Source organism: Streptomyces sp. NPDC031121 (assembly GCF_055570615.1).
In genome coordinates this window covers 58,703-82,890 of the sequence record NZ_JBVIGV010000004.1, presented here as the reverse complement: position 1 = coordinate 82,890, position 24,188 = coordinate 58,703, and the positions used below count along the sequence as shown (strand labels likewise).

18 protein-coding genes are annotated in these 24,188 nt (G+C 66.7%); 11 read left to right on the top strand and 7 right to left on the bottom strand.

Annotated elements, in window-relative coordinates:
* Positions 1–92 precede the first annotated feature (92 nt).
* Positions 93–359: a hypothetical protein gene (locus tag ACZ462_RS08450; protein ID WP_467806753.1), complete on the top strand. Its 267-nt coding sequence runs from the start codon at positions 93–95 to the stop codon at positions 357–359.
* 312 nt (positions 360–671) lie between these two features.
* On the opposite strand, the gene ACZ462_RS08445 is transcribed toward ACZ462_RS08450, so the two are convergent.
* Together ACZ462_RS08445 and ACZ462_RS08440 are read right to left on the bottom strand one after the other, a co-directional pair.
* On the bottom strand, positions 672–1,562 hold the full coding sequence (locus ACZ462_RS08445) for an aKG-HExxH-type peptide beta-hydroxylase (RefSeq protein WP_467806755.1): 891 nt from the start codon (positions 1,560–1,562) through the stop codon (positions 672–674).
* A gap of 57 nt (positions 1,563–1,619) precedes the next feature.
* Positions 1,620–1,772 (bottom strand): hypothetical protein, encoded by a 153-nt coding sequence (locus ACZ462_RS08440; protein WP_467806756.1) that lies wholly within the window; start codon positions 1,770–1,772, stop codon positions 1,620–1,622.
* A gap of 582 nt (positions 1,773–2,354) precedes the next feature.
* Here ACZ462_RS08440 and ACZ462_RS08435 point away from each other — a divergent pair.
* Positions 2,355–3,101 carry a DNA-methyltransferase gene (locus ACZ462_RS08435; RefSeq protein ID WP_467806758.1) on the top strand — a complete coding sequence of 249 codons (747 nt, stop codon included), beginning with the start codon at positions 2,355–2,357 and terminating at the stop codon, positions 3,099–3,101.
* 95 nt (positions 3,102–3,196) lie between these two features.
* Here the strand turns inward: ACZ462_RS08435 and ACZ462_RS08430 are convergent, their stop codons facing one another.
* Entirely contained in the window at positions 3,197–4,129 is a 933-nt protein-coding gene (locus tag ACZ462_RS08430) for a DUF5655 domain-containing protein (RefSeq protein ID WP_467807602.1), read from the bottom strand.
* Between the two features lie 693 nt (positions 4,130–4,822).
* Between ACZ462_RS08430 and ACZ462_RS08425 the strand changes: the two genes are divergently transcribed.
* From ACZ462_RS08425 to ACZ462_RS08410, 4 genes are read left to right on the top strand one after another with little or no spacing between them, the layout of a single operon-like run.
* Entirely contained in the window at positions 4,823–6,298 is a 1,476-nt protein-coding gene (locus ACZ462_RS08425; RefSeq protein ID WP_467807595.1) for an ATP-binding protein, read from the top strand.
* Positions 6,299–6,347: 49 nt separating this feature from the next.
* Positions 6,348–9,140: a Z1 domain-containing protein gene (locus ACZ462_RS08420; RefSeq protein ID WP_467807594.1), complete on the top strand. Its 2,793-nt coding sequence runs from the start codon at positions 6,348–6,350 to the stop codon at positions 9,138–9,140.
* On the top strand, positions 9,137–10,144 hold the full coding sequence (locus tag ACZ462_RS08415; RefSeq protein WP_467807592.1) for a PD-(D/E)XK motif protein: 1,008 nt from the start codon (positions 9,137–9,139) through the stop codon (positions 10,142–10,144). The genes ACZ462_RS08420 and ACZ462_RS08415 overlap by 4 nt, the downstream gene beginning before the upstream one ends.
* Positions 10,137–12,149: an AIPR family protein gene (locus ACZ462_RS08410; protein ID WP_467807590.1), complete on the top strand. Its 2,013-nt coding sequence runs from the start codon at positions 10,137–10,139 to the stop codon at positions 12,147–12,149. Before ACZ462_RS08415 ends, ACZ462_RS08410 begins: the two co-directional genes overlap by 8 nt.
* 31 nt (positions 12,150–12,180) lie before the next feature.
* Here ACZ462_RS08410 and ACZ462_RS08405 read toward each other — a convergent pair whose 3' ends face one another.
* A complete protein-coding gene (locus ACZ462_RS08405; protein WP_391467831.1) occupies positions 12,181–12,369 on the bottom strand; it encodes a hypothetical protein in 189 nt (62 codons plus the stop codon).
* 64 nt (positions 12,370–12,433) lie between these two features.
* On the opposite strand from ACZ462_RS08405, the gene ACZ462_RS08400 reads away from it, so the two are divergent.
* Complete coding sequence (locus tag ACZ462_RS08400) at positions 12,434–12,955, top strand: very short patch repair endonuclease (RefSeq protein ID WP_467807588.1); 522 nt, start codon at positions 12,434–12,436, stop codon at positions 12,953–12,955.
* On the opposite strand, the gene ACZ462_RS08395 is transcribed toward ACZ462_RS08400, so the two are convergent.
* Positions 12,883–14,856, bottom strand: coding sequence for a DNA cytosine methyltransferase (locus ACZ462_RS08395; RefSeq protein WP_467807586.1), 1,974 nt, complete (start codon positions 14,854–14,856; stop codon positions 12,883–12,885). The two genes, ACZ462_RS08400 and ACZ462_RS08395, sit on opposite strands and share 73 nt — an antisense overlap.
* A gap of 480 nt (positions 14,857–15,336) precedes the next feature.
* Between ACZ462_RS08395 and ACZ462_RS08390 the strand changes: the two genes are divergently transcribed.
* Positions 15,337–17,586 (top strand): sensor histidine kinase, encoded by a 2,250-nt coding sequence (locus ACZ462_RS08390; protein WP_467807584.1) that lies wholly within the window; start codon positions 15,337–15,339, stop codon positions 17,584–17,586.
* Complete coding sequence (locus tag ACZ462_RS08385) at positions 17,583–18,800, top strand: hypothetical protein (RefSeq protein WP_467807583.1); 1,218 nt, start codon at positions 17,583–17,585, stop codon at positions 18,798–18,800. Before ACZ462_RS08390 ends, ACZ462_RS08385 begins: the two co-directional genes overlap by 4 nt.
* 87 nt (positions 18,801–18,887) lie before the next feature.
* Here the strand turns inward: ACZ462_RS08385 and ACZ462_RS08380 are convergent, their stop codons facing one another.
* Positions 18,888–20,933, bottom strand: a complete 2,046-nt coding sequence (locus tag ACZ462_RS08380) for a hypothetical protein (protein WP_467807581.1) — start codon at positions 20,931–20,933, stop codon at positions 18,888–18,890.
* Positions 20,934–21,314: 381 nt separating this feature from the next.
* Between ACZ462_RS08380 and ACZ462_RS08375 the strand changes: the two genes are divergently transcribed.
* Positions 21,315–22,040: a recombination directionality factor gene (locus tag ACZ462_RS08375; RefSeq protein ID WP_385847325.1), complete on the top strand. Its 726-nt coding sequence runs from the start codon at positions 21,315–21,317 to the stop codon at positions 22,038–22,040.
* 297 nt (positions 22,041–22,337) lie between these two features.
* Positions 22,338–23,504 carry a ribosome small subunit-dependent GTPase A gene (gene rsgA, locus ACZ462_RS08370; RefSeq protein ID WP_467807580.1) on the top strand — a complete coding sequence of 389 codons (1,167 nt, stop codon included), beginning with the start codon at positions 22,338–22,340 and terminating at the stop codon, positions 23,502–23,504.
* A 145-nt stretch (positions 23,505–23,649) separates the two neighbouring features.
* Here rsgA and ACZ462_RS08365 read toward each other — a convergent pair whose 3' ends face one another.
* Complete coding sequence (locus tag ACZ462_RS08365) at positions 23,650–24,132, bottom strand: DUF456 domain-containing protein (protein WP_467807578.1); 483 nt, start codon at positions 24,130–24,132, stop codon at positions 23,650–23,652.
* Between the last annotated feature and the right edge of the window lie 56 nt (positions 24,133–24,188).

The window sequence follows — 24,188 nt, the reverse complement described above, 5'->3', positions numbered from 1 at the left end:
CGTCCAAGAAGTTGGGCTTCGAGGGCAGCGATGCGCCTGTCTGAGAATCGGATGTTGGAGCGGGCGCCTTCGAGTCGTTCCTGGAGCTTGCGATGCTCTTGGGTCAGGTGCTGGACGGGCTCGCCTGGGACCGTTTGGTCGAAGTCGCGGATATGCCCCATGAGCTCGCCGATCCGTTTCCGATGGTGCAGGGCCTCTTTCTGGGTGCGGGTGAGTTCGGATTCGGCGTTCAGGGCCCGCTCGCGCCAGGTTACTGCGATGCGGTCGTGTTCGGCCTGGCCTGCAGCATCACAGCGGTTGCGGCTGCCGGTGACAGCGTTTTGGACGAGTGCGCGAGCGTCTGCGTTCTCTGCCTGTGACAAACAGTGCATGTGCGAGAGCCGCAGTGGATGAGGTGAGACGATCTGTGCGCTGGACCTCTGGCGGAAACTCCTCAGCCTGATACCAGACAACGAACTGATCCTGCTGCGCCACAGTGCCGCGCCTCCCGTCCCCCGAGATGATGCTGGCCCTCGGCTCACGTGGCATCCGAGAGAGCCAGACGCGTGCAGATATTTTTGAGGGCTTCTCACCGTCCGGCCACTTGCACGGTTTCCCCGGGACCTGGTCAGCGAAGGCTGCGGACCAGCGCCCCGCTTGCACACCGTCGAGCTGTGGTGAGCCCGCCGGTGCTACCCCGGTTGTACGGCTTCGTTGACGGCGCGGCTGACGCGATCACGGACCACCTCGGCGGATACGTAGGAGAGCGCCTCTGTCAGTGCCTCGGACACGGAGGCGAACTGGTCCTCCTGCTGGCGCAGGTGGGCGTCGAGGAAGGGAACCACGGGACCGGTGACGCTGTGCCGGGTCCGCCGCACGTACAGCACTGTGAGGGAGAAGGCCCAGCAGGCATGCAGGAAGCCGTAGACGGGACGAGGGTTTCCTCGCCAGGGTGAGAAGAAGGTGACGTCGGCGGGGAGGCGCACGTCGTGTGTGGCCAGGGCGTCGTTGAACCAGTTGTGGGCGGCCTCGTGGATCAGGTCGCGGGCCAGGACCTCGGGGTGGGCGGTGTAGTCGGTGAAGACGGTGCCCGGGAGGCGGGTGAGGGCCCAGCTGTGGAGGGTCTCGTCGAGCCGGCGGCGGTTGAGCAGGCAGATGACGGGGGCGGGCTGGGTGAGCAGGGTGCCGAAGCCGTGCTCGGTCGCGGAGGCGAGGGCGGCGCGAACGAGGCCAAGGGCCTCCGGCGGGGCAGGGCTGGTGTCGGGGCCTACGAGGTAGTACGCGGTTTCGGAGATCTCCGAGCGGAGCAGGTCCATGGGGCGCGGGCTGAGCACGATGTGCGGGCCGGCCGACAGGTGGGTCAGGTCTCGCACCGTCGTACGGCGGTACCAGGCGAGGCGGTCCGCGTCCCGGGCGCGCGCCGCGTGTTCGGCGCCTTCGAGCAGGTGGTGGGCGACGGCGTAGTCGAGAGCGGACGAGCCGAGGCGGTTGCCGAGTACGGAGGCGATACGGCTGGTCCGTTGGCGCTGGTGGCCGCCGATGCCACCGAGGGCGACCAGGGCTTCCGGGGAGTGAGCGCTCATCTGGGGCTCCGGGAGTGGAACGGGGCCGGACCGGGACGGGCCCGGCCCCGTGGAGGGTCAGGACTCGGTGGTGGGCTCAGCGGCGTCAGGCTGCACCATGGTGGCCAGCCAGGTCTCGGTGGCCGCGTTGGAGGTGTGCGCGGTGGTGCGCACGGGGTCGCTGTCACGCAGGGACGCGACCGCCCCGACGCCCTTGGTGGTCTTCTTCATCGTCGCCGCCGTTCACCGAGGCGGCGGGGCCGGTCGGGTGACGGCGTCGGGTCGGGGCGCGGGGGTGTCAGGACATGCTGCATTGCAGCGGCTCCTCGGTGTTCGTAGGAGACGCGGTGCCGGCTTCTCGTGCAAAGCCGCCGGCACCGCGCCGATGTGCATCCGCCTCTCGGGCGGGCCCGGGGCCAGAGGAGTTAGCAGCTCCCGGACGCCGGTCTCAGGTCACGCGCGGCAGCCAGCCGCGCTCGTAATCTCAGGCAGTACACAAGGGCCTCCGGACGGCATCGGGAAACGCGTGGGCAACGTGCTTTCCTGCTGGCCCGATCGGACGAGACAGCACGGATATGCACAGGTCAGCGAGGTGGAGCGAGGCTCCTCCCCGGCGACACGGCGAGACAGTAGACCGCGATTCCGGCCGCACCAAACGACCTCCGGCCCCGGCCCCGAGCCACCGCCGCCTCGTTAGGTCCGGCCGGAATCCACGGCTAACCTCCGGCACAACCCCGCCAGAGACGAGCGCCGTTGCGCGCTGTCCGGCATGGGTTCCACGACCCTCCGCCCCCCGAAGAGAGGCCCTCCCCCATGAGCTACACGCTGCACCGAGGCGACGCCCTGACCGTCCTGAAGGCCCTCCCGGACGAGAGCGTCAACGCCGTGATCACCGACCCTCCGTACAACTCCGGCGGCCGTACGAGCTCGGAACGCACTGGCCGCACCGCGCGCGCCAAGTACGTCACCGGTAACTCGGCACACGACCTCGCCAACTTCCCCGGCGAGAACCGGGACCAGCGCTCGTACCGCTCCTGGCTGACCGAACTGCTCACCGAGGCGTACCGGGCCTCCACCGAGCACGCGGTCGCGATGGTCTTCACCGACTGGCGCCAGGAGCCGACCACGACCGACGCCCTGCAGATGGCGGGCTGGACCTGGAGCGGCACCCTCCCGTGGATCAAGCCCGCCAGCCGGCCCCGCAAGGGCGGGCCGAAGCAGGACTCCGAGTTCATCGTCTGGGGCGTCAAGGGATCCCTCGACCACACCCGCGACCTCTACCTCCCCGGGCACTACATCGCCTCCCAGCCCCGCAAGGACCGGGTCCACATCACCCAGAAGCCCGTCGAGATCATGCAGCAGCTCGTCCAGGTCTGCCCCGAGGGCGGCACCGTCCTCGACCCGTTCACCGGCAGCGGCTCCACGGGCGTCGCCGCCCTCCGGGAAGGCCGGAACTTCGTCGGCGTCGAACTCTCCCCGCACTACGCCGACGTCGCCGAACAGCGCCTGCGTGCCGAACTGGAACAGGACGACTTCACCCTCGCCGGACCGGAGAGCTGATCATGAGAAACGAGAAGCCGGGGCCGGCGGACCACAGACGCCGAAGGGCGGCTGGAGCATCGAGAACCGATGCTCCAGCCGCCCTTCCGCTTGTCTCAGGCCGCCTCGAACGCCCGCCGGATCAACGGCGCAGCCTTCTCCAGGTCTGCCGCCGAGGCGACACGAACCTCCAGGTCCCCCGTCCCGAGATGCCCGATACCGCGCATGTCCCGGGTGAAGCCCTCCTCCAGCACGACCGTGTCCGGGTCGAGTCTGAGATAGACCAGGATCACCTCGTGCTTCGGACGGAACAGGACCGAGGCCACGTTCACCAGCCGCCGGTAGGCGACGTAGTGCTTGAGGGGCACCACCTCGACCTCGCCCCACGCCGTCAGCGCCTCGTCCACCTCCGCGAACAGATCCCGAAGGCAATCCGGAACAAGACCGGCGCCCGTCGGCGCCGGAGCCGCCGGGGCCACCGCAGCGTCCTCGGCCCCCGCGTCCCGAGCGCGGCTCCGCCGGGGCGCCGCGCTCGGCACGCCGGGCGAGGAGTCCACCAGCAGCAGGCTCAGCAGCCCGCCCTCGAAGACCCGGTAGCGCACCAGGTCGATCCGCTCGGGCACCCTCTGGACGGCCACCCGGTCGTGGTGCGAGAAACCGGCCGCGATGCAGACCATCCGCGGACGCCGCCAGTCGACGGACTCGGCCGCCTCCGCGCCCAGCACCTTCCGGACGAGCGCCTCGAACTCGAACTGTGCCGACTCCAGCCACGCCATGTACGAAACGGCCTGCGACAGCACCCCGCTGTCTGAACCCTTCTTGAACTCGATCACCACCGGACTGCCGTTCTCGTCCAGCCCGAGCGTGTCGATCCGCCCCCGATGCCACGGACCGGTCGCGTACTCCGACGCCAGGAACCGGATCCCGAGCATCTGCTCCAGACCGGCCTCGACCCGCCGCTGCAGTTCCACCTCCAGCGCCACCGTCGAACCGGACAGCTCGACATCCCGCCCGTCCGCGTCCTGCCGGAACAGCATCAGCTCGGCCACCAGCGCCCCCTCCGTGATCACTACAGGAGGAGCAAGCGAATCCAGCGTGCGCGTATTCCAGTGGACGTCTGTGCGTGACACCTCGTCGGTACGTCGCGGCCTTCCTGGGGGCAGGAGCCAACCCGGCGGAGCCGTCACGAGACGTCGCACGTGAGCTGTACGGGGAGGCGGGCCTGACCACGGGGACGGAGCTCCTGAAGCCAGCCCGCGTTGTCCACAGCACATGGGTGAGTTGAAGGTCGGATCCGGCTTCCTGACCGCCATCTTCACCGCCCACGAAGGGGAAGGCGAACCCGAGGATCGAGAGCCCTGCACGCGCCCCAGGTCCGCTGAGTCGATGCGGACGCCGAGGAGTTTGTGGACAGCACGGTCGGTGTGCTCTGTCGCTACCAGGTTCAAGGTCCATACGTCTCGCTTGATGGTGGGCGAGAGGGGGATCTTCGCGTGCTGCGGCCAGGTGGCCAAGCCGGCGTACGTGTTGTGCCTCGCGCAGCGGGCGGTCAGCCCTCCACGGAGATCACCTACGCCATACGAGTCCCTTTCGGTAACATGCTCCGAACGGGGGTTTTCGGCTGTCGTGGGACGAGTAGCGCCGCACGAGACCCGAGAAGTCCTGCCCAAACCGCTCCGCGGAGCACACAGGCGAATCGACCGCACAGGACTGACCGGGTACGCCGGGTACGGAGCGTGAAGATGGACTTCGACGTCGCCGCTCCCGACCCTGCCGGCATGGTGGCGTCGCTCAGTTCGCTCGGTTACTCGCTTCCCGCCGCGGTCGCAGATCTCGTGGACAACAGCGTCTCTGCAGAGGCCAAGAACATCGACGTCGACTTCACGTGGGACGGGCAGAGTTCCTGGATCGCAGTGATGGACGACGGCAAGGGGATGACAGAGCCCGAGCTGGTGACCGCCATGACGGTAGCCGCCCGCGGCCCGTCCGCCGAGCGGACTGCCACGGATCTCGGCCGTTTCGGTGTGGGGCTGAAGTCTGCCTCCTTCTCCCAGTGCCGCAAGCTCACCGTAGCCACCGTCAAGGACGGATTCTGGCACGTGCGGACGTGGGACCTCGGTGTCGTGGAGCTCTACAAGCAGTGGCGGCTCCTCCGCGACCCCGGCGACATGACAATGTCCCTCCTGCACCGGATCGCGGGAAGCATGCAGCACGGGACCGTCGTCCTTTGGGAGCAGCTCTCCGGCTACCACAACACCGCCGTGACCCACGACGACGAAAAGACGCAGGCCCAGTTCTACGCAGAGGCGGAACGTACCGAAGCTCACCTCTCGATGGTCTTCGCCCGCTTCCTGAAGCGTCCGACCCGGTGCCGCATCCGGGTGCGCGGCTCTGACCTCTCACCGTGGGACCCGTTCCTGTCCACGCACCCGTCGGTACAGCGGATCCCCTGGGAGCCTCTGCCGCTGGGGTCGGAGTCGGTGCTCGTGGAGCCTTTCGTCCTCCCGACGGCACAGCGTCTCTCAGATGCCGAGTACGAGTCGGCTGCCGGGCAGAGGGGCTGGCTGGGGCAGCAGGGGTTCTACGTCTACCGCCGTGACCGCCTGATCCTGGCCGGTGACTGGCTGGGGATCCGCGGCCTGCGGCGCGAGGAGAAGTACAACCTCGCGCGGATCGCCGTGGACATCCCTGCGGAGGCCGACGCCGACTGGGGCGTGGACGTGCGCAAGGCGAGTGTGGTTCCCCCCGTCTCCTTGCGTCGTCACCTGGAGAGGATCGCCAGATACACCCGCGAGGCGGCCTCGCGTTCCGCACGACAGCGTGGCCAGGTGGTGTCTCGGGTGCACGGTGACCCGCTGAAGTTCGCCTGGAACGTGAAGCGCCACGACGGCCGGATCGTTCTGCGCATCAACAGAAAGCACCCCTTGGTGAAGGCAGCGATGGACGGCCAGGGCGGCAATCCTGACGTTGTCCGCTCGATGATCCGCCTCCTTGAGGAGACGGTCCCGGTCACGGCACTCCGCATGCTCCACGAGACCGACACGGTCGACGACCCCGAACCCTTCGGTGGTCCGGGGCCGGCCGCCCCGGAGACCGTCGACATCGCCCGCCGGGTGTATGAAGCACTCCTTGGACAGGGCCGCTCTCCTGAGGATGCCCGGGGAGTACTCAGTTCCATGCCTCCGTTCGACGAGCAACAGGGTTTCTGGAACTCCTGACCCACCTGGTAGTCCCCACTCCCAACCGACACGGCCGCTGGAGGTCGCTGTGAGCACCGCCCCCGAAGACAGTCTCGAGAAGGCCGAGCAGACCGCGTTGCTGCTCCTGCCAGGTGACCGCCAGGCAACGCCGGCCGAGGTGGACTTCGCCGTGAACACCGCGGTCAGCATCCTCGCTGCCCAGGGGATCAGCGTGGAGCGGGACCAGGTGCGGAAGGTGCTCGAGGCGCGTGCTTCCGTGTTCCAGGCCGATTCCTCCGCGATGACGAACGACGAGGGCCACGTGCCATGGCTCGCCGACGCGAAGGCAGACCGGAAGTGGGAGTTCTGGGACCGCTACCGGCGCTACCTGCTGAGCGTGTCCAAGCTCCCGACTCAGGTCGTGCGTCGCCTCGACCAGAGCACCGACGACGTTCTCGGTGAGCTGGAAGATCCTCAGCGGGAAGGCGCCTGGCGCCGGACCGGGCTCGTGATCGGACAGGTCCAGTCCGGCAAGACGGGGCAGTTCATCGGGCTTGCCGCGAAGGCAGCCGACGCCGGCTACCGGCTCATTGTGGTGTTCGCAGGGATCCACAACGACCTGCGCAGCCAGACACAGCTGCGTATCGACGAAGGGCTCCTCGGGTTCGACACCCAGTACCAGTTCCGCTCGGACGACGACGCGCATCGTCATATCGGTGTTGGCGCGATGTCGCATCACGGCAAGCGGCTGAAGGCCGCGTCACTGACCACCAGTCACGAGAAGGGGGACTTCGCCCGCAAGACGGCGGTCTCCGCGAACGTGCCGGTGGGCAGTGTCCCGGTGGTCCTCGTGGTCAAGAAGAACCGGCGGATCATCGACAACCTGCGGGACTGGGTGATCGACAACCACGGCGTGGAGGACCCGGAGACCGGCAGGATGGTTGTTCCCGACCTCCCCTTGTTCGTGATCGACGACGAAGCCGACAACGCCGGGGTGAACACCTCCAAGGACCCCGACACCAACCCGTCGGCGATCAACAAGGCCATCAGACGGTTGGTCAACAGCTTCACGAAGGCGTCCTACGTCGGCTACACCGCGACCCCCTTCGCGAACATCTACATCAGCCCCGACACGGACCACGACGAGCTGGGCCCCGACCTCTTCCCGGAGAGTTTCATCCGCACCCTGCGGGCACCGTCCAACTATCTCGGTCCCGAGCGTCTCTTCGGTCTACAGACTGACGGCGACGAGGAGGACATCGAGCCGCTGCCACTGATAAGGCACATCAAGGACACAGACCTCTGGGTGCCGGACAAGCACAAGTCCTACCATCAGGTTCCAGACTTCCTGCCCGAGTCGCTGCAGCGGGCCATTCGGTCCTTCGTCCTGACCTGTGCGGCACGTCGAGCGCGGGGGCAGGTCGCCGTGCACAACTCCATGCTGGTGCACGTGACCCGCTTCACGGCCGTGCAGCAGCAGGTCTGCGACCAGATCGACGCACACACGCGTCTGCTCCTCGACGTCCTCCAGGACCGGTTCAGCAGTGCCCGTGAAGAACTCGAGGAAGACCTGCGGCAGCTCTGGGAGGAGGACTTCGTCCGCTGTACCGAGGACATGGCCGGGGACAGGCTTGACTGGGAGGACGTCGAACCCCATCTCCACGCCGCCCTCGCGAAGATCACCGTCATGGCCGTAAACGGTGCGGCGAAGGACGCCCTCCAGTACTACGAGCGCCGGGAGACCGGCCTGTCTGTCATCGCCGTAGGTGGCGAGAAGCTCTCCCGTGGTCTGACCCTCGAGGGGCTGTCGGTCAGCTACTACCTGCGTGCCTCCAAGACGTACGACACCCTGCTGCAGATGGGCCGTTGGTTCGGCTACCGTCCCCGCTACGAGGACCTGTGCAGGCTGTACACGACACGTACGCTGCAGCGCCAGTACGCGGAGATCACCGCGGCCACCGACGAACTCCGTCGCGACGTCGAGGAGATGTCCGCGGTGGGGCTGACCCCCCGCGAATACGGTCTCAAGGTCAGGACCTCGTCGCTCGGCCTCGGCATCACGGCCTCCAACAAGATGAGGCAGGGCACGCGTGTCCGCCTCAGCTACTCCGGTGAGCTTCCCGAGACGACCATCTTCGACCTCTCCGAGAAGGTGGTTCGTAACAACCACGAGCTCCTCGAGTCGTTCGTCGCGCGCCTCGATGCGCTCTCCGCAGGGAAGGTGGACGAGCGGAGCGGGAGCATCACCTGGAGTGGCGTCGCGGCCTCGGACGTCACCGAGGGTTTCCTCGACTCCTACCTCACCGACCGGCAGGCTCAGCGGGTGCGGCCGGCCTTCATCGCGGAGTACGTGCGCCAGTGTGCCAGGCAGGGTGAGCTGGGTAACTGGACGATCCGCCTCGCCAGCCGACTGCCCGAGGGTGCGCCGGTCGAGCTCGCGGGCCATTCCATCGGCCTCATCACGCGCAGCCACTCCAAGTCCTCGGAGGTGGTTCCCGGCCGCTACACGATCAAGCGCGTCCTCAGCCCTGCCGACGAACTCTGTGACCTGACCCGTGAGCAGAAGGACCGTGCGCTGAAGGACACGAAGGAGGCTGCGAAGGGGAAGCTCAACCGGAAGGGTGAACCGCTCGATCCGGACACCCCCCGCGGTCGGCCTCTGCGTCACCAACGTCGCTCTGACCAGCCGTTGCTTCTGCTGTATCCCCTCAGCCCTGCCGAGGTGGCCAAGTCGTCGGGAAACCCTGAGCCGGTCGCTCCGCTGGTCGGGTTCGCCATCAGCTTCCCGTTCTCCCATCACCAGTTGAAGACCGAGTACGTGGTGAACGACATCTGGTTCAAGCAGGACATGGAGTTCGACGACTTCGAGGACGAAGAGTGATCGACGAGAGTGTGTGGCAGGAGCTGGAGGCCCACCAGCAGACCCCGGGCAGGTCCACCCGGCGGCTCCACCCCGACTCCCCGCACGACATTCAGGTGTCGGTGACGCACCCCGCCCTCCGGCGCATGCTGCTGCTCGGCACCGACGCCAGGACCGCCGACACCGTACGTCAGGAGATCCATGAACTGCCGGCCACCCGTGGACTGCAGTTGAACCTGTCGTCGGTGTCCGGCAACCACTACGAGCTCCAGGTCATGCTCACCGACGACGAACTCACGGAGGTGTTCACCCCGCTCGTCTCCGACATCGCAGAGGTTGTGCGGGACGCACCGACCACCGAGACGGCGGCGGAGGCCGCGGTTCGCCGCTACGTCCGTTGGCAGCAGCTGCTGCGCTCCGTGTCGCGCGACGGTCTGTCCCGACAGGCTCGGTGCGGCCTCTTCGGCGAACTCCACTTCCTCCTGGAGCACGTGCTTCCGGCTGTGGACCAGCACACGGCCGTCAGCTCTTGGACCGGTCCACAGCAGACGAACCAGGACTTCCAGCTGCCCGGCGCCGCAGTCGAGGTGAAGGCGACCACAGCCCGCGCTCCCCGGCAGGTCCAGATAGCGAGCGAGCGACAGCTGGACACAGCCGACTCGACGCCTCTCGTACTGGCCCATGTCGTCCTCGACGACCGGCAGCGGGGGCTCGGCAAGAGCCTGAACGCCTTGGTGGACGAGATACGGGCCCGTCTGACCTCGCCGTCCGCCTCGCAGCGTTTCGAGAGCCTGCTGGTCCAGGCCGGCTATCTGCCGAACCAACGGGACCTCTACGATCATGATCGCTACACCCTACGTCGCAGCGAGTTCTGGATGGTCGGGGAGGGTTTTCCCCGGATCGTCGAAGCCGAACTGCCGCCCGGGGTCGGTAACTGCACCTACACCATCGACGTGTCGGCCCTGGCCACCCACAGCGTGACCGCCGAAACACTGGTCGACCTGATCCGAGGAATCCATGGCTGAACACGACCTGCACGAGTACTCCCGCGCGCTGGTCACCGACATCCAGGCGCTGGCGGACGCCGAGGGCGGCTCGATCCCGAACACGTTCACCCAGCACGTGCTCGAGATCCTTGAGGAAGCCGGTGTCGTCACCGACGCGGCACTCGCGTACCACTCCTCCCGCGGACTGGAGATTTACGGCTACGGCCTGCCCGAGGACGGGTCCAGCCTCGACCTGTACACAACGGACTTCAACCTCACCCCGTCGAGCAGCAAGCTGACCAAGGCCGAGTCCGACAGACTCTTCCGCAGGCTGTTCGCGTTCCTGGGCAAGCACGGGGCCATCCGCCCCAACCAGGAGGACAACACCGACGTGCATGACATGTGCGTCGGTGTGGAGAAGGCGTTGTCGAACGTTCCGAAGATCCGCCTCTTCCTGCTCAGCAACCGGGTCAGCACGACGAGCGCCCCGGAGCCCACGGAGTTCGAGGGAATCCCGGTCGCCTACGAGCTCTGGGACCTCGCGCGGCTCCACAGGCACGAGACCTCCGGGAGTATCGGCGAGCCCATCAAGGTCACCTTCGAGCGTCCCCTTCCCTGTCTGGCGGCTCACAGCGACGAACCGAACTACTCGGTCGTCCTGGCCGTGATTCCCGGCCGACAGTTGGCCGAGCTGTACAAGGAGCACCGGACCCGGTTGCTCGAACTCAACGTCCGGTCCTTCCTCCAGACCCGTGGTGGCGTGAACAAGGGCATCCGCGACACCTTGCTGAAGGATCCGAGCCGCTTCCTCGCTTACAACAACGGCGTGACCGCCACCGCCTCGGACGTGGACTTCGAGACCGACGAGGACGGCAGTCCCGTCGCCATCAGGAGTATGACCGGCCTCCAGATCGTCAACGGCGGCCAGACCACCGCCTCGCTGCACTACGTCCTGACTCATGACAAGCGGGACTTGGAGGGGGTCCATGTGCAGATGAAACTCACGATCGTCGATCCCGCGTACCTGTCCGAGATCGTTCCGAGGATCTCCCAGTACTCCAACACCCAGAACAAGGTGACGTTGGTCGACTTCAGCTCGAACCACGAGTTCCACGTCGCCTTCGAGCGTGTCTCCCGCAGCCTGTGGGCTCCAGCGACCGACGGCAGCGGTCAGGAGACGCGATGGTTCTACGAGCGGGCACGGGGCCAGTACACCGACAAGGCCGCCGAGCACGAGACCCGCGCCGCCCAGCGCAAGTTCAAGCTGATCACGCCGAGCCGGCAGAGATTCAGCAAGTCCGACCTGGCCACCTTCGTGCACTCTTGGGAACAGCTCCCGTACTGGGTGAGCCGCGGCGCCCAGAAGAACTTCGCCCACTTCATGGAGCGGATCGAGAAGTCCGATCCCGTAGTGGACGTGCAGTACTGCAAGCGCGCCATAGCCACGGCCCTCCTCTTCCAGGCTGCCGACCGGATCGCCCGTACGCACTCGGCCGGCAGCCACAAACGGCTGATCACGACCTACACGGTCGCCCGGCTTTCGTTCGCCGCCAAGAAGCGGATCGACCTCGACAGGATCTGGAACGAGCAGGGCACCACGGACGCCCTGAGAGACGCCCTCGACGAACTCTGCCCCTTGATCATGGAGACGGTGATCTCTGGCGACCGGCACGTGTCGGAGTGGGCGAAGAAGCCCGACTGCTGGGACGAGGTATCCCGCATCCCGTGGACGCTCCCCGACGCACTGGCCGCCGAGCTCACGGCCGAGCCCTTCGAGATCGCCTCCCCCGAGAGCACCGAGTCCGACGAGGCCGAAGCCGCCGTCGAGGACATCCCCAGCGAGGAGTGGCAGGCTCTCGCGGACTGGGCCCGCGAAGGCCGGGTCCTGCGCGCCGTGGACAGGCAGCTCGCCGACCGTGTGGCGCAGCGTCTGTCCCAGGGGCGACGGGTTACCGGGACCCAGGCCAGGCAGGCGATGGAGGTCTACGAAGAGGCCCTGCGGCATGGATTCCACCCCGTGCCCGTCGACCTCGAGACCGCGTGAGAGAGGCAGCCCCGGACAGTCGGGGCTGCCGCTAGAGGGTTCCCTCGTGCAGCAGGTCGTTGATCGCGTCTTCTGCACGCCTCAGCACGATGCGCCCGTCCCCGTCACTGAACACGAGCAGCTTGGTCCCCAGGCTGATGCCTGCTTCGGCGAGGATCCCGAGCGGGAGCTCCACACGGCCTGCCTCGTCGACGTTGAGTTCTGCGGGTTCTCGGATCATCTAGGTCAGTCTGCCACCCGGAGCACGCCCACGGCGAGGCCGCCCAAGGTGGGAGCATGGCCTCGTGAGCACACACGAAGGATGGGTGAGCACGCCTTGGAGTGCACAGCTCCGAGGCCGCCGCGTACGGGACACCGAACCGGAGAAGACCCTCAGGAGCGCCGTCCACGCCCTCGGGCTCCGTTTTCGGCTGCACTGTAAGGTCGCTCCTCGCTGCACGGCGGACTTCGTACTGCCCCGGTACTCCGTCGCGGTCTTCGTCGACGGCTGCTTCTGGCACGGCTGCCCCTCCCACGGCACACGGCAGTTCCGCGGGCCGAACGCCTCGCGCTGGGAGGCCAAGATCACGGCCAACATGGAGAGGGACGCCAGGAACACCGCAGCGGCGAGAGACGCCGGATGGACCGTGGTGCGCATCTGGGAGTGTGAGGTCAGGACTGACGCCGGGCGGGCCGCCCAGCGCGTCGCCGACGCCGCACACCACGGCGTCCCTGTTCTCTCGGGAGCGCCCTGTCAGCCTGCGGTCAGCGCAGCATCCAAGGTGGTTTCGGCGCCCTCGTCCTCCTGCGGACGCGTCGGACAGTAGTCGCTCAGCGGGCAGCTTCCACAAACCGGCTGCTTGTCCCGGCACAGGTTGTCGCCGATGAATCTGATGGCGGCCATGCGCACCGGTGCATCACGGCCGGCGCCGAGAAGCTTGATGAGGTTGAGCCGCCCCTCGGTCAGTCGGTTGGTCAGGTGCGATTCGTTCTGTTGCACCCTCGCAGCCACCCGCAACGCGCTCTGGCTGACCAGCATGATGTCGCCGCCGGCCAGCAGCCTGAACAATGCGAGCTCAGCCGGCTTTAGCCCCATCACCTTGCTGTGATCAAGAACCGAATCCGCGTCCACCCAGACCTCGGGCTTGTCGACGACCGGACCGAGCCGGTCCTCCAGGCGCTTGCGGACTGCTGCTGTCGGTGCCGCGTTCACGAGGGCGAGGTAGACGTCCTGTGTCAGTTCCTTGTGCCCAGCGACATCGTCCATCACGTGAGAGAGGTGCTTCGGGTGCAGCTTGCTCCCCGAGAGCACCGCCATGACGAGAGCCCCGAGCGGCTTCATCTTCCGGCCACTGGGGAACTGGTACCACTGCCTACCCGCGCGCTGCTCCTTGGCCCAGCGGGTCAACTCCTCACGTACTTTCGGCCACTTGTCCGCGTCCTCGTCCCCGGCGGGAACGTCCTGCGGCAGGAGGACCCGGGCTGCGGCCTCGCCCAACAGTGGGGGAACCGCGTTGCCAATCTGTCGGAAGGCGTCACTCCGCGTGCCTGCGAACCGAAAGCGGTCCGGGAAGGTCTGGATCCTCGCAGCTTCACGCACGGTCAGCGTTCGCGGCTCTTCAGGATGGATGTACCAGTAACCGTCCTTGGCGATGTGGGCAGTGATGGTCCGGCTCAATTCCTCCCAGTCCAGTTTCTTGTACTTGTCGGTGAACTGCTCCGCGTCGTACCTCTGGAAGTCCTTCTCGTCCTCTTCCAGCTTCTCGTCAAGCTCGGAGTAGAGGGTTTTGGAATCCATGACCGTGAAGATTCTGAAGTCGTCCTTACGGACTCGCCGTGTCATGTGGTCATGAATTACGCCCTTATCCGCCCTTTTGCGCATCTCCTTGGCGAAGGAAGAAGGTGACTCCTGCTGCTCGTCGTAGTCGCAGACTCGGGAACCTACCGGTTCCAAGGGCTGAGGATTGAGCGCAGGAAGGTCGCCGATGGCATCCCGAAGGGTGGTCTGTTTCTTCGGCTTACCCCACACGAAGCCGCCACCGTCTCTCCGTGCGAGCAGGATCAGGCGCTTCCTGTGCTGCGGCACGCGATAGTTCCACGCATCCACGAGCCGTACCTGGGTTACGTACCCAAGGCTCTCCAGCTTTGCCTCGATGACGCGTATTACGCTGAAGTCATCGCCGAGCCCCATGTCAGGAACGTTCTCCATGAGGACAGCGCGTGGCAGGAGCCGCTCCACCACATCGACATAAGCGCGCCAGAGTTCCTTGCGGAGATCGTGCGGGTCGCGGTTGTGGTACTCGACCAAATGCCGGATCTTGCTACGGCCGGCGCGACTGAACGGCTGGCAGGGGGGGCCTCCTGCCACAAGGTCGATATCGGCGCCGGAGTCCACGATTCGCTGGATAAATGCGCCTCGCTGGAGGTCGTCCCCGAGGTCTACGCAAAGACTCATTCCAGGGAAGTTTGCTGCATGCGTCTCGCGGGCCCGCTCGTCGAAGTCCACGGCTGCTGCGGTGGTCCATCCGGCCCGCTCAAGGCCCAGGCTCAGCCCGCCAGCACCCGAGAAAAGGTCTACGGCCAGGCGCTTGCCTTTTCCGTAACCGGACTGGACCCATTTCGTGAAATCATCCGGCTCGCAGTGGTGCCTGTGCTTATCCGGTTTGAGGTAGTCGCTTCGCTCCAGGGGCACGCCGTACGTGTTTTTTGCCCCCTTCTCCTTCGCCACGACCCACTCCTCCGTACCTGCCGACCTGAATGACCTCCAGGAGATCACGTACGGCGCTACGAAGGCAAGGTTCCCGGCCGGTCCACACCGCCGCAAAGCCTCGACTGTCACGCGGGTGACCTGCCTGGCGAACACCGCTGTTCACTCACCGTGTCCTATTGGTGACTTGAAGCAGCGTTCTACTCCTGAGCCACCCCATGCTAGTGGACACCTCTGGGCTACTCCTCGCGTCCCCCCCCCCGTTCTGTGATGCGATACGTCTACGAACGTCACCTGTCTCAACGAACCCCCGGACTGGAAGACACGTTCGATCACGGGACCGGGCCCTTCCGTCGGGTGCTGCCGTCACCGTGAGTCGCCGCTGCCACACATGCTGCCCAAATCTTCTGAGCGGCGCTTCCGGAGCCCTCCCCGCCGTTAAGATCGCAACCGGTGCTCCTCGGGTGGGGGGAGCGGTACTGAGCGGTTAGAGGGGCGAGCGTGGACTCCGAGAACACACAGACGTTCCTACGTCCCCGCGCACGCCTGATGAGCACACTCGGTGAGGAACTGATCAGCAACGAGCGGGTGGCGCTCACCGAGCTGGTCAAGAACGCCTACGACGCCGATGCCAGCCTGGTTGTGATCAGGTTCAACGGGCCGTTGGAAGAGGGCTACGGTTCCATCGAGGTGTGGGACGACGGGCACGGAATGTCCCCTGAGACCGTCCGGGACACCTGGATGGAGATTGCCACACCGTTCCGACACCGTGCTCCGCGTAGCGAACAGTCCGGGCGACGGGTTCTTGGTGCAAAGGGGATCGGGCGCTTCTCCGCAGCCCGGCTCGGCGCCGTGACCGCGATCACGAGTCGCAAGGCCGGCGCCCCGGAGGTGAATATCCGGCTCGACTGGAGTGACTTCGCCGCTGAGAACGCCTACCTCGACGAAGTGCCGGTCCAGTGGAACGTGGGCGCTCCCGAGGTGTTCGCCGACAACGGCCAAGCGCGACGCCTCTTCGATGAGGTGACAAGTGCTTTCCGTGCAAGGGAGAAACAACCCGCCTGGACGGGTTCTCACGGCACCCTCGTCCGGCTCGAAGGGCTTCGGCAGGACTGGGGCGCCGAGTCGGTGGAGAGCCTGAAGCGGTCCCTGTCCCGACTCCTGCCTCCTCTTCCTCCTGCGGAGTTGGACGTACCCGACCAGCCGGAGTTCGCGATCTACCTCTCGCTTCCGGCTGGGCTGTTGCACCACCACACCGGCTTCGTCGGGGCCAGTGAAGCTCTGGCGCATCCGCACTACCGCCTCATAGGGACCATCGACACAAACGGTCTCGCCGACCTGACCATGACCCACCTGACGTCCGGGCAGTCGGAGACCCTGAACCAGTACCTCTTCCCGTCGCACGGGAAGGCGCCCAGGTGCGGACCCCTGAAACTCGACCTCCGTACCTGGGACCTCGACTCGGCCTCCCTCAAGGAGATGCTCGACATCGACCTCGGGGCCCGCAACATCACCGAGGTCCGTAAGCTGATCAAGGGCAACAGTGGTGTCGCCCTCTACCGGGACGGCTTCCGGGTGCAGCCCTTCGGTGAGGTCGACTTCGACTGGCTTGGCTTCGACCTCCGCCGCGTGAACAACCCCACCATGCGGTTCTCCAACAACCAGGTCGCGGGCTTCGTGTACATATCGGCGGACGGTAACCCCGGGCTCCGGGACCGGTCGCACCGGGAAGGGCTTATCGACTCCCCCGAGTACGAGGACCTGAAGGGTGTCCTGAGAGAGGCCGCGAGTCGACTCGAGACCTGGCGCTACGGGCTGCGCCGTCCGACGGGAGAGAGCCGCAGGCGGGGTCCGATCACGGTGGACACCCCCTCCGGTGCCGGAAGCGACCGTCACGGCCTGTTCCAGAACTTCAATCTTTCTCCCGTCCGGGACGTCGTCAACGCGAAGTACCCGGACGATACCGAGCTGAGCCGTGCACTGGAGCAGGCTCAGGAAACGATTGACGAGAGTGTCGAGAAGGTCCAGGAGGTCCTCTCGCAGTTCTCCCGCCTCGCGACTCTGGGAGCGCTGGTCGACGTCGTACTGCACGACGGTCGAACGGCACTGACCCGGATCGCCTATGTCCTCCGTCGGTTGAACAAGCTGGCGGGCCGTAAGCGTGACGAGGACGAACAGCTCGCCTCTGCTCTCACGAAGATGCATGTCGACCTCACTGCGCAGGAACAGGCTCTGGACCGGCTCTTCACCCGCGTCGAGCCGCTGAGCGGCCGGCGGCGAGGCCGGCCCCGTGCTCTGTCCCTCCAAGCCGCGATCGACGAGGCTGTCGCGGTCCACGAGGGCACGCTGAAGAAGCACGGCATCACCGTCACCGTCAGCGGCGAGGACGTGACAGTGACGGCTGACCCCGGTGACATCTCCCAGGTGGTCCACAACCTCGTAGGGAACTCGATCTACTGGCTCTCCACCCTGCCCGAGGGGAAGGAGCGCACCATCCTCATCGAGACGAGGAGGACGCCCGAGGACGAGGTCGACATCGATGTGAGCGACAGCGGCCCCGGAGTACGTGAGGAGATCCAAGAGATGATCTTCGATACGTACTTCAGCGACAAGGAGGACGGCATTGGGCTGGGCCTCAGCATCGCCGGCAGCGTCGTGAAGGACTTCTACGACGGCTCCCTGTCCCTGGTGACGCCAGGGCCCCTTGCCGGAGCCACGTTCAGAGCAAGACTGCGAAGGAGAGTTGGGTGACGGACGGGGGCGCGGTGTACCGGGTCTTGATTGTCGAGGACGAGGTGGACATCGCGGAGGAACTGTCCGAGATGCTCGTGGAGGAACTCTCGGACCTCGGAACGCTCGACATCTACGTCGAGAACGATTTCGACGAAGCCGAACGCCTGCTGGAGACCCAGGCGTTCGATCTGGTTGTTCTGGACGTCAGGGACGGGACACGACGTGGCTCCACCGCGCACCCCAACCTGCAGGGCCGGGAACTGTACGACCGGATCGCCAAGACCCGCTGGGTGCCGGTCGTCTTCTGCACCGGCCTCGCGGAGCAGGTGAGCGACCTGGCGCAGCCACCGCTCATCCAGGTGGTCCCGAAGAACCGGCTGGACGACGCCGTCGCCGCGATACGGGAGGGCCTTGAGTCCGGTGTCCCGGTTCTCACCCGGCACATCACCGCCCTCGTGGACGAGCACGTGCGCGGATTCCTCCGGGACGAGATCGCCCCGAATTGGGACCGGCTTGAGGCTGTCGACCGTAGCCAGATCGCCCCTGTCCTCGTGCACCGCTTGGCGGCCTGGCTGAAGGAGAACGCAGCCGAGGCCCTCGGAGCCGCGCTCGGTTCCTCCGAGGACCGCGTGATGGGGCACGCGTCGACCGCCCGGATGTACCTGATGCCGCCGGTCACCAAGCACGTGACCGCGGCAGACCTTCTGCGGGACCCCCAGGACGGCTGGTGGGTCGTCCTCACGCCTGCCTGCGACCTCTACGAGGATTTGCCCAGCGGTGGAAATCGCACGGCCAAGGCCGAGTACGTGCGTCTCGCCAAGGCGGTTCCGTTGAACGAAGCACCGCTGATCGCTCGTTGGATCGAGGCCGGATCCCCCGTCAAGGGGAGCCGGGAACGGAACGCGGCTCTGGAGATGTTCCGCGACAACAACGCCCGTTACCGGATTCTGCCCAAGTACCTCGACATCCCCGACCTGCTGGTCGACTTCGAGATCGTTCAGTCTGCTCCGTTGGCAGAGGTCCGCTCGTGGACCCGTGTCGCCACGCTGGACAGCCCGTTCGCCGAGGCCATGTTGACCTCGCACGGGCACACGGTGGGCAGGATCGGCACCCCGGTCGTCGACTTCGAGAACATCAAGCAGTCCCTGGGGCTGGACGGAAAGGGGAAGGCCGCGGACCAGGGTTCTGTTCCGAACCCTCGCGCTACGACGAAGGACGCCAAACAGTCATGATTCCCGGCCCGGGTGATTGGCGTGTAGGCCATCTCGCACACGCACTGGGTTGTGAAGCGTGATCTGAGCCTGACCATTTCGGGGAGCTCAGACGGCAGAGTCGTGGAGTCCTGTTATCCATGGAAGGCGAGGTGGCGCATGTCTCCGCAGGGCCCGATCCGCCGGCAAGAACTCGCGAACTAGTTTGAAGGGGGGAGCGCTCTTCAGCCGGTGGCATTCTCCGGCAAGAACTTCAGCGAAGGCCGACAACTTGCGTTGGGCTGGGCCCTCCAGAAGATGCGCTGCTGCCTTGGTGGCGTCGCTGATCAGCTTCGCGGTGTTGATCAACTCGTCCTTGGCAGCCGGATCACCGTGTGCAAGGACCGGCGACAAGCGGTCTCGTTCTCCGACGACATGGACAGCCGCCAAGCAGAGAACCGTTGAAGCTGCTGTCGCGGCGGGTTCTCTCGCATTGGTCATGGCATTCGCCAGCAGGGGGAGAGCGGCGAAAGGGAGGGGGTCGGCAATGTCCCAGAGGGGCTCCGCGACCTGCAGGCCGGCATGGGTTCCAGCACGGTCCACGTGCAGTAGCGGTCGGTCAGGAGAGGTCTGACGTAGTTCCCAGCGCTCGACGCTGGGGTCCGTGATGGCGGCCCTGAGGATGGCGCGAAGCGCCTCTCTCAGGCTCTCAATGGAGATGTCGGGCACGTCCAGCCGCACGAGACTGCCATGGCGTCGGATGTCCAGCACCGGGAGTCTGGCTTCTCCGGCTGCTTGGAGTATCGAGAGGTCTCGGCCGACGTAGGTCGAGTCCTCCGTGCCCCGGATGACCAGCGATGCGTTCTGTGCGTAGGCCACGGCGACACCGTGCTCGAATCCGCGGCAAATGGCGCGAGCGCGGATTGCTGCATCCAGCACCTCTTCGAGATCGGCTGGCCGTCCGCTCAAGAGGAGTGTGTTGTTTTCGGGGTCCCAGTGAAAGTCCTCGTGTGCGTTCGCGTTGCGCCACTCAGAGCGGATCGTCGAAGCAAGGAGCTTGCACAGCGGCTGATTGTCTTCAGCTGCCAGCAGATCCCGGACGGTGGCGAGCGAGGCCCCCTGCGGGACCGTCCTTCCTAATAGTTCCAACACCACAACAGCCGTGCGCCTGACGTCTGCTTCCAGCACGGCCCGGTGTAGGTCCGTGACCGCTCGCGCCTTTTCTTCCTTGTATTCCGCCTGGTAGTAGGCGTCAAGATAGGCGATCTGCCCGCGATGGGAGGACACCATCTCCGGTTCTCGAGCGACGTGGCGTGCCATCACTGAACATGTCAGCTCCGGTTTGGCCTTCAGCTGGGACGTCACCAGACCACGTCCCAGGAGGGCAGCGCGGTGTGTCACCAAAGGCCGATCGGACAGCGCGAGGACGGCAAGGTGGTGGAGAAGTATCACTGTTAGTGGTAGCGAGTCATCGATCAGATGTCTCATGCTCCTGCGCAGCCGACGGTCCAGTGTCTTCGGGGCTTCCGTCCAAGCGGCCAGCAGGCGGGCCCGTGACGCCACACCCGTCCCGGGGCGCAGTCGCTCGGCCGACATCCCGAGCGTTCGCTGGTAGACGTCCTCGTCAGGAAGGCCGTCGTGATCAGTTCTGGCGGCAGCCTCCAGATTTCGCCCGGCTTCTTGGGCCGCGAGGGCATTCCTCCGTACTGCAGACCAAGCGGACTCCGCCCATCCCTGTTCCAGACAGGCGAACAGCGCTTGAGCCTCGCTCCGATTCGCCCGCGCCAGGTCAGCCGCCAACCGCTGTTCTGCCGCGCTGGTGCGGGACGGACTGAACCGGGATACCTCTTCTGCGACAACACCCAAGGCGACAACCGATGCATGGAGATGCCGCAACAACTCCGGAAGCTGCTTCCCGATGGTTCGGCCAGAAGCGGTCCGCAGGCGCAGGATCTCCGCAACCTTCTCGTCGGTCTCCCGCTGAAGCCCGGGCAGGCCGGCGTCCCTCAACACTGATTTCCATTGCGCGCGGGTCACTGGCACGAAGGCGACTTCGTGCTGTCCCGTGGTCTGCCCAGGAGGCGCGGAGAGATTCAGCCTTCGGATCACTGCTCGCGCAGCAGCACGGGAGTCTCGTTCAACTGTGCCCAGTTGGTCGGGAAGGGTTATGTCCACCGGCACAGGATGCCACCGGCACCCCGCCTGAGGCGGGATGTCTTCCTCGCGACCATCGTTGTCCTCGCACGACGACGATGCTGGTGTGGGACCCCCGTCTGCGTTGGCAGGTCTTCGTGCCGGGGAGGGGTGCCGGAATGCCAGCGAAGGGGTGCTTGGGGCGGCGAGGCACCAGTCAGCACCATCACTCGTGGTCTCGTAATGCGTTGGTGCGAGGTCGGGGCGCCGCTGAGGTTCTGGTGCTGGTGGACCTGATCAGACCTGGCTCGGACCTCGTGACGTGCGAGCCGGCATCTCTCTACACGTGAATTCCGGCTACGCCAACCGGCGAGGGCATCGGATCCTTGGAGCCTCTGAACATCGCGCTGCCGGAGGAAGGCCATGGCTCCCTACCTGCATTACAGCCCCAGTCGGGATCAGAAGCTCGACGACACTAGGGCAGATCGGTCGCGCGTATCCGCGTCGGATCCCGTGGGCCGATTCCACGTGGCGCGACAGCGAGGCGGAAAGCCCATTGCGGTGCAGGCATGGCGCGTTACAACGGAGAATCCCGCAGTCGCTGACGCTGTGGGTGGGCTCTATGGAGGTGTGCCGCGGATGTTGGACGCCGGCGACGAGCACGTCGTCGAGATCCTGACTCGCCGCGATCACATCCCTGTCTTGCTGGATGGCCGCGGGGCCATCTCGCTTCGCATGGTGATGCGCGGAGCTGGTGAGACTTTCCATGTCTGCGACGGAACTCGGCTCTTGGAGCCGGTGGGCGCACGTGGATCGCTGTGTGGTTGTCCGGCGAGCCTGGCTGATCGCAAGGCGGCAGCCCAGGCAGGTCGCGGGCCGACACCTGAGGTCCGAATCGGCTTCCGGCTGGCGGACCTTCCCGGGCTGGGTGCGTTCGACCTCGTATCGACTTCGTGGGAACTCGCTGCCGAGCTGCCCGCGTTGGCTGCCGCCCTGGACACGGCGGCTGTTCCGGTCGTGGGTGTACTCCGGTACGCACTGGTGGAGTTCACCACGCGCTCTGGGATCGCCGCGAGCTACAGGCGGCCGGTCGTTGAGATCGGCAGGACCCAGGTCCTCGCCCAGGACGCCGTGCGACTTGCGGCGTGACGCTGGTCCGCTGCTTGTCGGCGTCGTACGGGGGACCCCGAATTTAATCGGTGGTGCCGTGCCCTGGGGCGAGGCTATGGTTCTGCTCGTTCCAAGGCGCGGCTGTGTCGTTGCCGAGGGCACGGTGTTGGTTCGTTGAGAAGAAGCAGGAGGTGAGGACATTGATGACTGTCACGGTGACGGGCTCTGCCCGCATTCAGGAGTTCATCGTTCCCACCCCTGTGGTCTCCGGCTGACACCCACTCGATCCGCGCGCTCGGAGCGCGCCGCCGGGGCCACCCTTCGAAGGGTTTCCCCTTGTTCAACGCTTCGCTCTACCCGTCTTCTCTTTCCGCTGTCCAGCACCCGCTCGCCGTCTACGGCTGGGACGAGGGCTGGGAGGCCGAGTTCGCCCCGTACGCCGCCCAGGGCCTGCTCCCGGGCCGGGTCGTCCGTGTCGATCGCGGTCAGTGCGACGTGGCCACCCCTGACGGTGTCGTCCGTGCCGACACCGCGTTCGTCGTTCCCCATGACCCGATGAAGGTCGTGTGCACGGGGGACTGGGTCGCCGTCGACCCCGAGGGCAGTGACCCCCGGTACGCGCGGACGATCCTGCCTCGGCGGACCGCGTTCGTCCGGTCGACGTCGTCCAAGCGGTCCGAGGGCCAGGTGCTGGCCACTAACATCGATCACATCGTCATCTGTGTGTCGCTCGCGGTCGAACTCGACCTCGGGCGGATCGAACGGTTCCTCGCGCTCGCGATGTCCAGTTCGAGCGGTGAGGCACTGCTGCGTACGTCGGCGGACTCCTGGGAGTCGGGTGCGCAGCCGCTCGTCGTCCTGACCAAGGCGGACCTCGTTCCTGACCCGGCCGCCCTGGGGTACCTGGTCCAGGACGTGGAGGCCGCGGCGCCCGGCGTGCAGGTGCTGACGGTGTCCTCGCTGACCGGTGAGGGCATGGACGTCCTCGCGGCGGTCGTCGCCGGCGGTACGAGCGTGCTGCTCGGCATCTCCGGCGCCGGCAAGTCCACCCTGGCCAACGCGCTCCTGGGCGAGGACGTCATGGACGTCCGGGCGACCCGGGAGGTCGACGGCAAGGGCCGTCACACGACGACCACCCGCAACCTGCTCGCGCTGCCCGGCGGGGGCGTCCTGATCGACACCCCCGGGCTGCGCGGCGTCGGCCTGTGGGACGCGGAGGCGGGCGTCGGGCAGGTGTTCTCCGAGATCGAGGAGTACGCCGCCGACTGCCGCTTCCACGACTGCGCCCACGAGTCGGAGCCCGGCTGCGCGGTGACCGCGGCCGTGGCGGACGGCGCGCTGCCGGAACGCCGCCTGGAGAGCTACCGCAAGCTGCTGCGGGAGAACCAGCGGATCGTGGCCAAGACGGACGCCCGCCTGCGGGCGGAAATCCGCCGCGACTGGCGCCTGAAGTCGGCCGTGGGGCGCGCCAACTACGCCGCCAAGCGCGGCGGCCGCGGCTGACGGCGGCTTCTCGTCCGGAGCCCTGCCCCGCCCCGTCCCTCTCCGGCCGGGGCGGGACGGGGCTCCCGGCGTGTGCGCCTACGCGGCGCCGTTCATGCGGGTGGCGAGCGCCGGGTGTGGCCGTGGGCCAGGGACGCTGAAGTGGTCAGGCCGACAGGACCGTGCCCGTCCACGCGCCCAGCACCATCAGGCACGCCAGCAGCTCCACCAGCACGCTCGTCCCCACCGACCGCATGACGGCCCGTACCGACGCCCACGCCTCGCCGCGCGAGCCGAGCCGCAGCCGCTCGCACAGGTAGACCCCGCCCACGAAACCCGGAACCGCCCCCACCACCGGCAGCAGGACGAAGCCCAGCAGCGCCCCCGCACCCGCGAACACCGCCGTCCGGCGGGTCACCCCGACGTCCCGCACCCGCCGCGGCGGCAGCTGCCACTTCACCACCTGCACCACCAGCAGCAGCGCCGTCGACGCGACCAGCAGCGACCACGCCGCCGCCGACCGGTCCTGCAGCGCCCACCACAGCACCCCCGCCCACACCAGCCACGTCCCCGGCACGCCCGGAACCATCACCCCCACCGTCCCGAGCAGCAGCACCAGCCCCGCCAGGAGCAGCTGCGGCAGATCCATCTGCTCAGCGTGCCCGACCGGCCGCCGACGGGCCACCCAGCCGGACGGCCGGGCAG

What these genes read in the sequence shown, in the direction of transcription:
- ACZ462_RS08405 (WP_391467831.1), bottom strand. Translation starts at nt 12,369, where the DNA reads ATGATCCGAGAACCCGCAGAACTCAACGTCGACGAGGCAGGCCGTGTG.
- ACZ462_RS08435 (WP_467806758.1), top strand. Translation starts at nt 2,355, where the DNA reads ATGAGCTACACGCTGCACCGAGGCGACGCCCTGACCGTCCTGAAGGCC.
- ACZ462_RS08445 (WP_467806755.1), bottom strand. Translation starts at nt 1,562, where the DNA reads ATGAGCGCTCACTCCCCGGAAGCCCTGGTCGCCCTCGGTGGCATCGGC.
- ACZ462_RS08365 (WP_467807578.1), bottom strand. Translation starts at nt 24,132, where the DNA reads ATGGATCTGCCGCAGCTGCTCCTGGCGGGGCTGGTGCTGCTGCTCGGG.
- ACZ462_RS08450 (WP_467806753.1), top strand. Translation starts at nt 93, where the DNA reads ATGCTCTTGGGTCAGGTGCTGGACGGGCTCGCCTGGGACCGTTTGGTC.
- ACZ462_RS08375 (WP_385847325.1), top strand. Translation starts at nt 21,315, where the DNA reads ATGGCTCCCTACCTGCATTACAGCCCCAGTCGGGATCAGAAGCTCGAC.
- ACZ462_RS08425 (WP_467807595.1), top strand. Translation starts at nt 4,823, where the DNA reads ATGGACTTCGACGTCGCCGCTCCCGACCCTGCCGGCATGGTGGCGTCG.
- ACZ462_RS08440 (WP_467806756.1), bottom strand. Translation starts at nt 1,772, where the DNA reads ATGAAGAAGACCACCAAGGGCGTCGGGGCGGTCGCGTCCCTGCGTGAC.
- ACZ462_RS08410 (WP_467807590.1), top strand. Translation starts at nt 10,137, where the DNA reads ATGGCTGAACACGACCTGCACGAGTACTCCCGCGCGCTGGTCACCGAC.